This window comes from Mycobacterium sp., from assembly GCF_025965855.1.
Lineage (GTDB): Bacteria > Actinomycetota > Actinomycetes > Mycobacteriales > Mycobacteriaceae > Mycobacterium.
On record NZ_JAOPWB010000312.1, the window covers coordinates 1 to 13,688 of the forward strand.

Consider the following 13,688-nt stretch of genomic DNA (forward strand, 5'->3'; position numbering starts at 1 on the left):
CGTTTGCGCTGGCGGCCGTGGCCCTCGTCGCCGCCGGCGGCTGGTGGGCGGTGCGGCGCAGGCCCTGAGAGCCCCGGTCGCCGAGGCCCCGCCGAGCCTCCTGGCATGATGGGACGCGAGCAATCCGGCGCGCGAGAGAAAAAGCGTTTAGAGAGCTGCGAAGGAGCGGCCGCATGACAGACCCGCAGGACCCACCCGACGGCGCTCCGACCCCGCCGGAGAAGAAACCTCCCGCCAAGGCCGTCAAGAAGACCGCGAAAGCGCCCGCTAAAAAGGCGCCTGCGAAGAAGGCACCCGCGAAGAAGGCGGCCGCCAAAAAAGCGCCGGCCAAGAAGGCGCCGGCCGAGAGCCCCCCACCCGCGCCTCCGAAACCGGCCGAGCAACCCCTCGGCATCCAGCAGCGGATCGAGACCAACGGTGAACTTGCCGAGGCCGCCAAAGATGCCGCAGCACAAGCAAAGTCGACCGTGGAGGACGCCAACGACCCCGTCTCGCTGAGCGTCGCGCCGCCCGCATCCAGCCAATCCCCGGTGCCGCTGATCGTTGCTGTGGCGCTCAGCCTGTTGGCGATCCTGCTGATCCGACAGCTGCGGCGCCGCTGAAGTGACGGTGTCGTTCCGGCCGACCGCCGACCTCGTCGACAGCATAGGCCCCGACGTACGCAGCTGCGACCTTCAGTTCCGCCAGTTCGGCGGCCGCTCCAAATTCGCCGGGCCGATCAGCACCGTGCGCTGCTTCCAGGACAACGCGCTGCTGAAATCGGTGCTGTCGGGACCGGGCAACGGCGGAGTGCTCGTGATCGACGGCTCCGGCTCGCTGCACACCGCGCTGGTCGGAGACGTCATCGCCGACTTGGCCCACTCCAACGGCTGGGCGGGACTGGTCATCAACGGCGCGGTGCGTGACGCCGCCGCGCTGCGCGGCATCGACATCGGCATCAAGGCGCTGGGCACCAATCCGCGCAAGAGCACCAAGACCGGCGCCGGGGAGCGCGACGTCGAAATCAGCCTCGGCGGAGTGACTTTCGCGCCCGGGGAGATCGCGTACAGCGACGACGACGGCATCGTTGTTGTCTAGGTCGTCGTCTCACCACTAAACCGCTACGGGCGCACGCTTTTTGGCGAATTCGAGGCCCTCGTCAGCAACCTTGCCGCGCCGGATCGTTCGCATGTCAAAGAAGTAGTTCTGCTTGAGCCGCCACGGCGCACGCGACCCCGATTTGGGAAGTAAGTGCATCGCACGCTGGAAGTAGCCAGGGTTGAAGTCCATGAACGGCAACTCGTCGACGTCGTCGCCCGGGTGCTGCGGCTCCACGGTGTCGAAGCCCTCGGCGTCCATGTAGTTCAGCAGCCGGCAGACGAATTCCGAGACCAGGTCGGCCTTCAACGTCCACGACGCATTCGTGTATCCGAAGGTGATGGCGAAATTCGGCACCCCGGAGAACATGCAGCCCTTGTAGGTCATCAACGATGTCAGGTCGAACGGCTCACCGTTCCTGGACGGTTGGACGCCGCCCAGCAACTGCATGTTCAAACCCGTTGCCGTGATGATGATGTCGGCCTGCAGCTCCTCGCCTGAGGTGAGCCGGATTCCGGTCTTGGTGAACCGGTCGATGGTGTCGGTGACGACATCCGCCTTGCCGTGCCGGATGGTCCGGAAGAAGTCGCCGTCGGGGGCCAGGCACAGCCGCTGGTCCCACACGTTGTACCGCGGCCCGAAGTGCTTTTCGACGTCGTAGCCCTTCGGCAGGCGGCGCTGCGCCATCGTCAGCAGCGTCTTGCGCATGTAGGCGGGGCGTTTCCGCGAAAGCTGGTACTGGAAGGTGCTGAACGCGATGGCTTTCCAGCGGTTCGCCACGTGCGCGAGGCGGTCCGGGAGGAGCCGGTTGGCGCGCACGGCGAAAGGGTCGACCGCAGGCAGAGAGCCGATGTAGGTCGGTGAGCGCTGCAGCATCGTGACATGGCCGGAGCCCGAGTTCACCAGCGCCGGGATCAGGGTTATCGCGGTGGCGCCGGACCCGATGACGATGATTTTCTTGCCCGCGTAGTCGAGGTCCTCTGGCCAGTGCTGCGGATGTACGACCGTACCCTCAAAGTCTTCGGAGCCGGCGAACGTGGGCGAATACCCCTCGTCGTAGTTGTAATAGCCGGTGCAGGCGAACACGAAGGAGCAGGTGAGTTCCGACCGTTGGCCGTCGTGCTCCACGGTCAGGGTCCAGCGGTTGTCGGCGTCGGACCAATCGGCGGCCACCACCCGGTTGCGGTAGCGGATGCGCCGGTCGATCCGGTGCTCGACTGCGGTCTCCGCGATGTATGCCTTGATCGAGTCGCCGTCGGCGATCGACTTCGCTGAGCCCCACGGCTTGAACCGGAACCCCAAGGTAAACATGTCCGAGTCCGACCGGATACCCGGATACTTGAACAGGTCCCACGTGCCCCCCAAATCGTCGCGGCGTTCGAGGATGGCGTAGCTCTTGGTCGGGCAGCGGTCCTGCAGGTGCCAGGCGGCGCTCACGCCCGAGATGCCGGCGCCCACGATGACGACGTCAAGGTGCTCAGTCATGGGCCCACGCTATCAACACGGTGTCGAATCAGTCAACGGCCTGTCGAAATTTTCAACTCCATGTAAAGTAACGGCCGTGACTACCGTCGGCACGACTCGCGCCCTGCGCGGCCGCCGCGCCATGCGCCCCTCGGGCGACGACCGCGAGCAGGCGATCCTTGCGACCGCCGAGCGGCTGCTGGAAGAGCGAGGGTTCAGCGGCATCTCGGTCGACGACCTGGCCAAGGGCGCCGGCCTTTCGCGGCCGACGTTCTACTTCTATTTCAAGTCCAAGGAGGCCGTGCTGCTGTCGCTGCTGGAGCCGGTCATCGCGCGCGCCGACTCCGAGTTCGACGGTGCGGTGCAGCGACTGCCGGCCGACCCCCGTCGGGTATGGCGCAACGGCATCAAGGCGTTTTTCAACGCGTTCAGCTCGCACCGCACGCTGGCGCGGGCCGCGACGGAGGCAGTGGCCACCAATTCCGAGCTTCGGTCGGTATGGCTGGGATTCATGCAGAAGTGGATCGACCAAACGGCGGCGATGATCACCGCCGAGCGGGCGCGCGGCGCCGCCCCTGAGACCATTCCCGCCGCCGACCTGGCAACCTCGCTGAACCAGATGAACGAACGCACGATGATGGCCGCACTGTCGGCCGAGACACCGGCCGTCGACGAGGACCGGGTCGTCGACACCCTGACGCACATCTGGGTCACCAGCATCTACGGCGAACCTGGCTAGCCGTCGTACCCGCATGCGAACATATGTTCGTGCGGTGTGATGCGTCCATCCTGCACGCGGACCTGGATTCGTTCTACGCGTCCGTCGAACAGCGCGACGACCCGACGTTGCGCGGCCGCCCGGTGATTGTCGGTGGCGGGGTGGTGCTGGCGGCCAGCTATGAGGCCAAGGCCTACGGCGTGCGCACGGCGATGGGCGGGGCGCAGGCGCGGTGGCTGTGCCCGCACGCCGTGGTCGTGCCGCCGCGGATGAACGCCTATACGCGCGCCAGCGACGCCGTGTTCGAGGTGTTCCGTGACTGCACACCAGTCGTCGAGGCGGTGTCGGTCGACGAAGCGTTTCTGGATGTCGGCGGCCTACGGCGGGTCTCCGGCGCGCCGATCCAGATCGCTGAAAGGCTGCGCGCCGACGTGCGGGATCGAGTCGGCCTGCCCATCAGCGTCGGGATCGCCCGGACGAAGTTCCTCGCCAAGGTGGCCAGCCAGGAAGCCAAGCCCGACGGGCTGCTGCTGGTGCCGCCCGATCGGGAGCTGGCGTTCCTGCAGCCATTGCCGGTGCGCCGATTGTGGGGCGTGGGCGCGGTGACCGCCGAGAAGCTGCGCGCCCACGGCCTCGTGACCGTCGCCGATGTCGCCGAGCTCAGCGAGTCGACGCTGGCCTCGCTGGTGGGGGCCGTGATGGGCCGCCAGCTGTATGCGCTGTCCCGCAACATCGACCGCCGCCGGGTGACCACCGGCGTACGGCGCCGGTCCGTGGGCGCGCAGCGGGCGCTGGGCCGCGCGGGCAATCGCATGTCGGCGGCCGAGGTCGATGCGGCGGTGGTGCACCTGATCGACCGAATCACCGCCCGGATGCGCACCGCCGGGCGCACCGGTCGAACGGTGGTGCTGCGACTGCGCTTCGACGACTTCAGCCGGGCGACGCGCTCCCACACGTTGCCGTGGGCCACGTCGTCGACACAGCCGATCCTGGCCGCCGCCCGACAGCTGGTCGCGTCGGCGGCGCCCCTGATCGCGCAGCGCGGGCTGACCTTGGTTGGCTTCGCGGTGTCGGGCATCGACCGCAGCGGCGCTCAGCAGCTGATGTTGCCGTTCGGCGAGGTCGCCGGCCGACTCGAGATCGACGCGGCGATCGACCGGGTGCGCCGTCGCTATGGCAAGTCCGCGCTCACGCCGGCGGTGTTGGTCGGCCGCGATCCCGGCTTCGAGATGCCCCACCTACCCGACTAATTCGACCCGGTCCACTCCAGCAGCTTTTCGGAAGGCCAGGTGTTGACGATCCGGTCGGTCGGGACGCCGGCGTCCAGCGCGCGCTGGGCCCCGTACCCGAGGAAGTCCAGCTGACCGGGCGCATGCGCGTCGGTGTCGATGCTGAACACGCAGCCGATCTCCAGCGCCAGCTTGAGTAGCCGGGTCGGCGGGTCGCGGCGCTCGGGGCGGGAATTGATTTCCACCGCCGTCCCGTGGTCGCGGCAGGCGGTGAACACCGCTTCGGCGTCGAACTTCGATTCGGGACGGATGCCGCGGTTGCCCGCGACCAGCCGCCCGGTGCAGTGGCCCAGCACGTCGGCGTGCGCGTTGGACACGGCGCGCACCATGCGCCGCGTCATCGCCGCCGAATCCATCGACAACTTCGAATGGACGCTGGCCACGACCACGTCGAGGCGCTCGAGCAGTTCGGGTTCCTGGTCCAGGCTGCCGTCCTCGAGAATGTCGACCTCGATCCCGCTGAGAATACGCATCGGCGCGAACTGGTCGCGCAACTCGTCGATCACGTCGAGCTGCTTGCGCAACCGTTCCGGCGACAACCCGTTGGCGATGGTCAGCCGCGGCGAGTGGTCGGTCAGCGCGCAGTATTCGTGACCCAACGCCGACGCGGTGGCCATCATCTCGTCGATCGGCGCCGACCCGTCCGACCAGTTCGAATGCAGATGCAGGTCCCCGCGCAGCGCGCTACGGAGCTCGCCGCCGCCGAGATCCTCGACCGCAGAGCGCAATTCGACGAGGAGGTCGGGTTCGCGGCCGGACCAGGCCTGGTCGATGACCTTCGCCGTTTTGGGCCCGATACCCGGCAGCGTCTGCCAGCTGTTGGCCTGACCGTGCCGCTCCCGCGCGGCGTCGTCGAGGCCCTCGATGATGTCGGCGGCGTTGCGATAGGCCATCACGCGCCGGGGATCCTGGCGGCTCCGGTCCTTGTAGTAGGCGATCTGCCGCAGGGCAGTTACCGGGTCCATGGCTCCAGTGTGCCCGGCGCGATCAGAGGAACTTGCCGGCGACGAACCCGGCGAGCAGCACGGCGAAGCCGCCGACCTCGCCAGCGGTGAGTGGTGTCGATCGCGAGAACCCGCGGAGCAGAAGTCATGGTGCGGTTGAGTTCAGTTGCGCTTCACAAAGATCGACTAACGTCGATTTCATGCGATTCGCGTTCAAAACCTCACCTCAAAACACCACCTGGGCCGACATGCTCGCCGTCTGGCAGGCCGCCGACGATATCGAGGTCTACGAGTCCGGGTGGACGTTCGACCACTTCTATCCGATTTTCTCCGACAGCAGCGGGCCCTGCCTCGAGGGGTGGACGACCCTGACCGCGCTGGCGCAGGCCACCAAGCGGCTGCGGCTGGGCACCCTCGTCACGGGCATCCACTACCGCCACCCCGCGGTGCTGGCGAATATGGCCGCCGCGCTCGACATCATCTCCAACGGGCGCCTCGAGCTCGGGATCGGCGCCGGCTGGAACGAGGAGGAGTCGGGCGCCTACGGGATCGAATTGGGCTCCATCAGGGAACGCTTCGACCGGTTCGAGGAAGCCTGCCAGGTGCTGGTCAGCCTGCTGAGCGAAGAGACCACCGACTTCGCCGGCACGTACTACCAACTCAAGGGCGCCCGCAACGAGCCCAAGGGCGTGCAGCGCCCGCACCCGCCGATCTGCATCGGCGGCAGCGGGGAGAAGCGCACGTTGCCGATCACCGCGCGCTACGCCCAGCACTGGAACTTCGCCGGCGGTCCACCCGAACTGTTCGCGCAGAAGCGCGACGTCCTGGCCGCGCGTTGCGCGGACATCGGGCGGGACCCGAAGGAGATCACGATGTCGGCTCACCTTCGCCTGGACTCGGACCGCAATTATGGGCAGGTCATCGATGATGCGGCCGGGCTGGCCGCCGAAGGCCTGGACCTGGGCGTCGTCTACATCTCGCCGCCGCACGACCCCGCCGTGCTGGCGCCATTGGCCGAGGCGATTCGAGATTCGGGACTCTGGAACAGGTGAGGCGTAAGTGAGATCGCCTCGCGGACCTCATGTCGAGCAAACTAACTTTTGCGCTGTTGGCGCTTGTATTTGGTGCCTACACCCCGAACAGCATCAGTTCTTCGGTGGTGATCAGGCGCTCATGCTTTGCGGGAAACTCGCGGCTCTTTACCGGGTGACGTAACCATGACCAGGCGATTCGCCCCATCCGCGTCCGAGGTACTGGTTTGACATGCACAGTGATCACTCCTGCGATCGGTCCGTTCCAGCGGGACTCCCCGTGAACTGCTATGCGATGAGGCCCACAACGAACCATTAGACAACACTCGTCTGGCAAACGTGAGCAGAAACGCCGAATTGAATTCTTCTGTTTCTGGTGTGACTGATGTGACTACTGCAGGGGCGCCGCGGTCGGCTTGATCGGCGCCGGAAGCGCCGTCGAACCCATCAAAAACCGGTCGACCCCCGCCGCGGCGGCCCTGCCCTCAGCTATCGCCCAAACGATCAATGACTGGCCGCGACCCATGTCACCGGCAACGAATACCCCGGGAACCGAGGTGTCGAAATCGGCCCCGCGCGCGACGTTGCCGCGGTCGGTGAGCTTCACTTCGAGGTCGGTGAGCAGGCCCGGCTTCTCCGGGCCGACGAATCCCATCGCCAGCAACACCAAATCGGCCTCGAGTTCGAAGTCGGAGCCCTCGACTTCGACGAACCTGCCGTCCTGCATGGTCACCTCGTGCGCCTTGAGCCCGGTCACGCGCCCGTCCTCGCCGACGAACTTCTCGGTGTTGACGGAGAACACCCGCTCGCCGCCCTCCTCGTGCGCCGCCGACACCCGGTACATCAGCGGGTAGGTCGGCCACGGGGTGGATTCGGCCCGCGCGTCCGGCGGGCGCGGCATGATCTCGAACTGGTGCACCGCGATCGCGCCCTGCCGGTGGGCCGTGCCCAGGCAGTCGGCCCCGGTGTCGCCGCCGCCGATGATGATGACCGCCTTGCCCTTGGCGCTGATCGGCGGTTCGCCGTCCTCGCCCAGGACGTCATCACCCTCCTGCACGCGGTTGCCCCACGGCAGGAACTCCATCGCCTGGTGGATTCCGTCCAGCTCCCGGCCGGGGATGGGTAGATCGCGCCACGCCGTTGCGCCGCCGGCCAACACCACCGCGTCGAAATCGGCGCGCAACTGTTCGGCGGTGATGTCGACGCCGACGTTGACGTTCGGCCGGAACTCGGTGCCCTCGGCGCGCATCTGGTCCAGCCGCCGGTCCAGGACGCGCTTCTCCATCTTGAATTCCGGGATGCCATAGCGCAGCAGCCCGCCGATGCGGTCGTCACGCTCGAAGACGGTCACGCTGTGACCGGCGCGCGTCAGTTGCTGGGCGGCGGCCAGACCCGCGGGACCCGAACCGACTACTGCGACGGTCTTTCCGGTCAGCTTGTCCGGAGGCAGCGGCACCACAAAGCCGTCCTCGAAGGCGCGATCGATGATATCCAGCTCGATCTGCTTGATCGTCACCGGATCCTGGTTGATGCCCAGCACGCACGCCGGCTCGCATGGGGCCGGGCAGAGCCGCCCGGTGAAGTCCGGGAAATTGTTGGTGGCGTGCAGCCGTTCGATCGCGTCGCGCCAACGGCCCCGGCGCACCAGGTCGTTCCATTCGGGGATCAAGTTGCCCAGCGGACATCCGTTGTGGCAGAACGGAATACCGCAGTCCATGCAACGGGTTGCCTGATGCCGCAGGGTCTCTTCGTCGAAGTCTTCGTAGACCTCGTTCCAGTCGCCGAGTCGCAGCGGGACAGGCCGGCGCTTCGGCAATTCCCGATGTGTGTATTTCAGGAAGCCGCTAGGATCAGCCATGCGCGGCCGCCATGATCGCTTTGTCGATGTCGACGCCGTCACGCTCCGCCTCGGCGATCGCCTGCAGCACGCGCTTGTAGTCGCGCGGCATCACCTTGCAGAAGTGCCGCTGCTGGCCCGACCAGTCGGCGAGAATCCGCTGCCCGACAGCGGAATCCGTGGCATCGATGTGCGCCTGAATGGTGGCACGCAGGTACTCCCCGTCGTCCTCGTCGAGCGTCTCGAGCTCGACCATTTCGGCGTTGAGGTTATTCGGAAATTCGCCCTCCGGGTCGTACACATAGGCCACGCCGCCGGACATGCCCGCCGCGAAGTTACGGCCGGTGCTGCCCAGGATGACGACCTTGCCTCCGGTCATGTATTCGCAACCGTGATCGCCGACGCCCTCGACCACCGCGTGGGCGCCGGAGTTGCGCACCGCGAACCGTTCGCCGACGACGCCGCGCAGGTAGGCCTCCCCGCTGGTGGCGCCGAACAGGATCACGTTGCCGCCGATGATGTTGTCCTCGGCGACGTAGTCCTGCGGCACATTGTCCGACGGCCGCACCACGATCCGGCCACCCGATAGTCCCTTGCCGACGTAGTCGTTGGCGTCGCCGTAGACGCGCAGCGTAATCCCCCTGGGCACAAAGGCGCCGAAGCTGTTGCCGGCGGATCCGTCGAAGGTGATGTCGATGGTTCCGTCCGGCAGGCCTTGGCCGCCATAGGCTTTCGTCAGCTCGTGGCCCAGCATAGTGCCCACCGTGCGGTTGACGTTGCCGATCGTGGTGGAGAATCGGACCGGTTTGCCGGAGTCCAGCGCCTCGCGGCTCATCACGATCAACTGCTGATCGAGCGCCTTGTCCAGGCCATGATCCTGGCGGGAGCTGCAGTACAGGTCCTGGTTCATGAACGCCGACTCGGGCTCGTACAGCACCGGTGCCAGGTCCAGCTTGTGGGCCTTCCAGTGCGCCCGCGCCAGCGTGGTGTCCAGCGACCTCACGCACCCCACGGCCTCGTTGAAGGTGCGGAAACCCAACTGCGCCATGTACTCCCGCACTTCTTCGGCGATGAACATGAAGAAGTTCTCGACGAACTCGGGCCTGCCGGTGAACCGCTCCCGCAGCACCGGGTTTTGGGTGGCGACGCCGACGGGGCAGGTGTCCAGGTGGCACACCCGCATCATGATGCAGCCGGAGACCACCAGCGGGGCGGTGGCGAAACCGAACTCCTCGGCGCCGAGCAGCGCGCCGATCACCACGTCGCGGCCCGTCTTGAGCTGGCCGTCCACCTGGACGACGATCCGGTCGCGCAACCCGTTGAGCAGCAACGTCTGCTGCGTCTCGGCCAGCCCCAGTTCCCAGGGTGCGCCCGCGTGCTTCATCGACGTCAACGGGGTGGCTCCGGTGCCGCCGTCGTGCCCCGAGATCAGCACCACGTCGGCGTGTGCCTTGGAGACACCCGCCGCCACCGTGCCGACGCCGTTCTCGGACACCAGCTTGACGTGCACGCGCGCGGACGGGTTGGCGTTCTTCAGGTCGTGGATCAGCTGCGCCAGGTCCTCGATGGAGTAGATGTCGTGGTGCGGCGGCGGCGAGATCAATCCGACGCCGGGTGTCGAGTGCCGCACCTCGGCGACCCACGGGTACACCTTGTGCCCGGGAAGCTGGCCGCCCTCACCGGGTTTCGCCCCCTGGGCCATCTTGATCTGGATGTCGGAGCAGTTGGTCAGGTAGTGCGAGGTGACCCCGAAGCGGGCGGAGGCGACCTGCTTGACCGCGCTGCGGCGCCAGTCCCCGTTCGGGTCGCGGTCGAATCGCTTGACGTCCTCGCCGCCTTCACCGCTGTTGGATCGGCCACCGAGGCGGTTCATCGCGATGGCCAGCGTCTCGTGCGCCTCCGCGGAGATCGAGCCATAGCTCATCGCACCGGTGGAGAAGCGCTTGACGATTTCGCTGGCGGGCTCGACCTCGTCCAGCGGAACCGGGGGCCGCACGTCGCCGCGGAACTTGAGCAGCCCGCGCAGCGACGCCATCCGCTCGCTCTGGTCGTCGACCAGACGGGTGTATTCCTTGAAGATCTTGTACTGCCCGGTGCGGGTGGCGTGCTGCAGCTTGAACACGGTCTCCGGGTTGAAGAGGTGGTACTCGCCCTCCCGGCGCCACTGGTATTCGCCACCCACCTCGAGTTCGCGGTGGGCGCGTTCGTCGGGCCGGTCGAGGTATGCCAGCGTGTGGCGGGCGGCGACGTCGGCGGCGATGTCCTCCAGGGTGATGCCGCCGGTCGGGCAGCTCAGCCCGCTGAAGTACTCGTCGAGGACGCCCTCGGAAATGCCGACCGCCTGGAACAGCTGCGCGCCGGTGTAGGAGGCCAGCGTCGAAATGCCCATCTTGGACATCACTTTCAGCACGCCCTTGCCGGCGGCCTTGACGTAGTTGTTCAGGGCCTTGTTGCGGTCTATCCCATCGATGTCGCCGCGGTCGAGCATGTCCTCGATCGACTCGAACGCCAGATAGGGGTTGATTGCCGCCGCCCCGAAGCCGACCAGCGCCGCCATGTGGTGCACCTCGCGGGCGTCACCGGTCTCGACCACCAGGCCCACGTGGGTGCGCGTGCGGTCGCGCACCAGGTGGTGGTGCACCGCCGCCACCGCGAGCACCGACGGGATCGGGGCCAGCTGCTCGTCGGACCCGCGGTCGGACAAGATGATGACCCGGGCGCCGTCGGCGATCGCGGCCGACGCCTGCGCACGCACCTCCTCGAGCGCGGAGGCCAGCCCGGAGCCTCCCTCGGCGACGGGATACAGACAGTGAATCACCTTGGACCGCATGCCGTGCGGACGCCCATTGATCTCGTCGTCGGGGTTCAGATTGACCAGCTTGGCCAGCTCGTAGTTACGCAGAATCGGCTGTTGCAAGGAGATCTGATGACAGGAGCGCTCGTCCGGGTTAAGCAGGTCGCCCTCGCCGCCGGTGACGGCCAGCAGGCTGGTCACCACCTCCTCGCGGATGCCATCCAGCGGCGGGTTGGTCACCTGGGCGAAGAGCTGGTGGAAGTAGTCGTACAACATCCGCGGACGCTGGGACAGCACGGCAACGGGGGTGTCGGTGCCCATCGAGCCGATCGGCTCGGCCCCGGAGCGGACCATCGGCGTCACCAACAGGTTGAGTTCCTCGTAGGTGTAACCAAACGTCAGCTGGCGCTTGACGAGTCGCTCGTGGGGCATCCGGACGTACTTGCCCGCAGGCAGATCGTCGAGCGGAACCAAGCCCTTGTCGAGCCACTCCTGATAGGGGTGCTCGGCGGCCAGCTCCGCCTTGATCTCCTCGTCGGCGACGATGCGGCCCTGCGCGGTGTCCACCAAGAACATCCGGCCGGGCTGCAGCCGCATCCGGCGGACCACCTTGGCCGGGTCCAGGTCGAGCACGCCGGCCTCGGACGCCATCACCACCAGGCCATCGTCGGTGACCCAGATTCGGGAGGGGCGCAAGCCATTTCGGTCCAGCACGGCGCCGATGATGGTGCCGTCGGTGAACGTCATCGACGCCGGGCCGTCCCACGGTTCCATCAGCGAAGCGTGGTACTGATAAAACGCCCGCCGCGCGGGGTCCATCGACTCGTGACGTTCCCAAGCCTCGGGGATCATCATCAACACCGCGTGGGCCAGGCTGCGCCCGCCCAAGTGCAGCAGCTCGAGCGCCTCGTCGAAGCGCGCAGTGTCGGAGGCTCCCGGCGTACAGATCGGGAAAAGCTTCTCGACGTCGTCGCCGAACAGATCGGTCTTGATCAACGCCTCGCGGGCCCGCATCCAGTTCTCGTTGCCGGTGACGGTGTTGATCTCACCGTTGTGGGCGATGCGACGGAAGGGATGCGCCAGCGGCCAGGACGGGAAAGTGTTGGTGGAGAACCGGGAGTGCACGATGCCCAGCGCACTCGTCAGCCGATCGTCTTGCAGGTCAAGGTAAAACGCCTTGAGTTGCGGGGTGGTCAGCATGCCTTTGTAGATGAATGTCTGGCCCGAAAGGCTCGGGAAGTACACCGTTTCGCGGCCGGGCCCGTCTTGTCCCGGGCCTTTGGTGCCCAGTTCGTGCTCGGCGCGCTTGCGGACCACATAGGCGCGGCGCTCCAGCGCCATCCCGGAGGCGCCCGTCATGAACACCTGCCGGAAGGTCGGCATCGCGTCGCGGGCCAGCGCACCCAGCGACGAGTCGTCGGTGGGCACGTTTCGCCAGCCCAGCACCTGAAGGCCCTCGGCTTCGGCGATCTTCTCCACCGCCGCGGACGCCGCCGCGGCGTCCCTGGACGACTGCGGCAGGAACGCGATACCGGTGGCGTAGCTGCCCGCAGGGGGCAGCTCGAACTCCACGACTTCGCGCAGGAACGCATCCGGGACCTGAATCAGGATGCCGGCGCCGTCACCGCTGTGCGGCTCGGCTCCCTGGGCGCCCCGGTGTTCGAGGTTGAGCAGCGCGGTAATCGCCTTGTCGACAATGTCGCGGCTGCGGCGGCCGTGCATATCGACGACCATGGCTACCCCGCACGCGTCGTGCTCGAACGCGGGGTTATATAACCCGACGCGCTTGGGCGTCATATGCACCTGACCCTTCACCAGAACGTTCTTCGCTGCCCGTTACGACCGGCTCCGACGGGGCCGCACCCCAGGAGGGTTGCGGGGCTTCTGACTCATCCGGCCTCTTCGGTCTTGTCGGTCGGCTGTGCCCCAGGCGGAGATGATCCGTTAGGGATTCGTCCGTGCAACGCTGAACGGTGGCCTGGAGCTGGTTTCGACAAGTCGTAAAACGATATGACAATACCCGCCTGACATGCCAACTTCGTTAAGTCTAACCGCCAACTGGCAGCGCCGTAAATTCGCGGCAGCGGGCGGTCGACAACCTCGTCGACGTGCTGTTTTCGGCTTCTATTCTTCCCGACCCCAGCATCGATCTTAGCCGACCGCCGGGCATGATCACCAATTCGCGCAAGTTTGCTGTGATCGCACCCACACGCGGCAGCATCCGCGCCCGACGTAGTCACGAGCGTGCTCAGCGGACGGCTGAAGGAGTCGCAGCCGGGAGGCAGCCTGCCCGGCCGAAGTTTGCACGCTAGTCGGGAGATCTGGCGGCGGCGCGGGAGGCGATACTGGACAGATACTGGTCCGGCGTGGGCTGTCGGACCGTGGTGCTCATCAACTGAGCGCTCGCCGCGGTCCGCCACACGCGCAAAGATGGATCGCCCGGCACCCGAGGAGCCCATGAACGAGCGCGACGAATTCCTGCGGGACCGTCTGCAGCCCGACCAGCCCGGTGCGCCCGCGGCACGCCCGCCCGG

Annotated in this window: 9 protein-coding genes; 5 read left to right on the forward strand and 4 right to left on the reverse strand. The window is 66.9% G+C overall.

Annotated elements, in window-relative coordinates:
• The first annotated feature begins 173 nt into the window (after positions 1-173).
• Together JWP83_RS26850 and rraA are read left to right on the forward strand one after the other, a co-directional pair.
• Positions 174-602, forward strand: a complete 429-nt coding sequence (locus JWP83_RS26850) for a nucleoid-structuring protein H-NS (protein WP_297737516.1) — start codon at positions 174-176, stop codon at positions 600-602.
• A gap of 1 nt (position 603) precedes the next feature.
• Positions 604-1,077 carry a ribonuclease E activity regulator RraA gene (gene rraA, locus JWP83_RS26855; protein ID WP_297737519.1) on the forward strand — a complete coding sequence of 158 codons (474 nt, stop codon included), beginning with the start codon at positions 604-606 and terminating at the stop codon, positions 1,075-1,077.
• A gap of 15 nt (positions 1,078-1,092) precedes the next feature.
• Here rraA and JWP83_RS26860 read toward each other — a convergent pair whose 3' ends face one another.
• Complete coding sequence (locus tag JWP83_RS26860) at positions 1,093-2,562, reverse strand: NAD(P)/FAD-dependent oxidoreductase (RefSeq protein WP_297737522.1); 1,470 nt, start codon at positions 2,560-2,562, stop codon at positions 1,093-1,095.
• Positions 2,563-2,638: 76 nt separating this feature from the next.
• On the opposite strand from JWP83_RS26860, the gene JWP83_RS26865 reads away from it, so the two are divergent.
• Positions 2,639-3,280, forward strand: coding sequence for a TetR/AcrR family transcriptional regulator (locus tag JWP83_RS26865; RefSeq protein ID WP_297737525.1), 642 nt, complete (start codon positions 2,639-2,641; stop codon positions 3,278-3,280).
• Positions 3,281-3,303: 23 nt separating this feature from the next.
• Entirely contained in the window at positions 3,304-4,509 is a 1,206-nt protein-coding gene (gene dinB, locus JWP83_RS26870; protein WP_297737528.1) for a DNA polymerase IV, read from the forward strand.
• Here the strand turns inward: dinB and JWP83_RS26875 are convergent.
• Positions 4,506-5,513, reverse strand: a complete 1,008-nt coding sequence (locus JWP83_RS26875) for a PHP domain-containing protein (RefSeq protein ID WP_297737531.1) — start codon at positions 5,511-5,513, stop codon at positions 4,506-4,508. The two genes, dinB and JWP83_RS26875, sit on opposite strands and share 4 nt — an antisense overlap.
• A 179-nt stretch (positions 5,514-5,692) precedes the next feature.
• Between JWP83_RS26875 and JWP83_RS26880 the strand changes: the two genes are divergently transcribed.
• Positions 5,693-6,544: an LLM class F420-dependent oxidoreductase gene (locus tag JWP83_RS26880; protein ID WP_297737534.1), complete on the forward strand. Its 852-nt coding sequence runs from the start codon at positions 5,693-5,695 to the stop codon at positions 6,542-6,544.
• Between the two features lie 370 nt (positions 6,545-6,914).
• Here the strand turns inward: JWP83_RS26880 and JWP83_RS26885 are convergent, their stop codons facing one another.
• Entirely contained in the window at positions 6,915-8,381 is a 1,467-nt protein-coding gene (locus JWP83_RS26885; RefSeq protein ID WP_297737537.1) for a glutamate synthase subunit beta, read from the reverse strand.
• Positions 8,374-12,951 carry a glutamate synthase large subunit gene (gene gltB / locus JWP83_RS26890; RefSeq protein ID WP_297737540.1) on the reverse strand — a complete coding sequence of 1,526 codons (4,578 nt, stop codon included), beginning with the start codon at positions 12,949-12,951 and terminating at the stop codon, positions 8,374-8,376. Before gltB ends, JWP83_RS26885 begins: the two co-directional genes overlap by 8 nt.
• Between the last annotated feature and the right edge of the window lie 737 nt (positions 12,952-13,688).

Excerpts from the sequence above, each read along its gene's own strand:
- JWP83_RS26850 (WP_297737516.1), top strand. The coding sequence starts at position 174 with ATGACAGACCCGCAGGACCCACCCGACGGCGCTCCGACCCCGCCGGAG.
- JWP83_RS26860 (WP_297737522.1), bottom strand. The coding sequence starts at position 2,562 with ATGACTGAGCACCTTGACGTCGTCATCGTGGGCGCCGGCATCTCGGGC.
- dinB (WP_297737528.1), top strand. The coding sequence starts at position 3,304 with ATGTTCGTGCGGTGTGATGCGTCCATCCTGCACGCGGACCTGGATTCG.
- JWP83_RS26875 (WP_297737531.1), bottom strand. The coding sequence starts at position 5,513 with ATGGACCCGGTAACTGCCCTGCGGCAGATCGCCTACTACAAGGACCGG.
- JWP83_RS26880 (WP_297737534.1), top strand. The coding sequence starts at position 5,693 with ATGCGATTCGCGTTCAAAACCTCACCTCAAAACACCACCTGGGCCGAC.
- JWP83_RS26885 (WP_297737537.1), bottom strand. The coding sequence starts at position 8,381 with ATGGCTGATCCTAGCGGCTTCCTGAAATACACACATCGGGAATTGCCG.
- gltB (WP_297737540.1), bottom strand. The coding sequence starts at position 12,951 with ATGACGCCCAAGCGCGTCGGGTTATATAACCCCGCGTTCGAGCACGAC.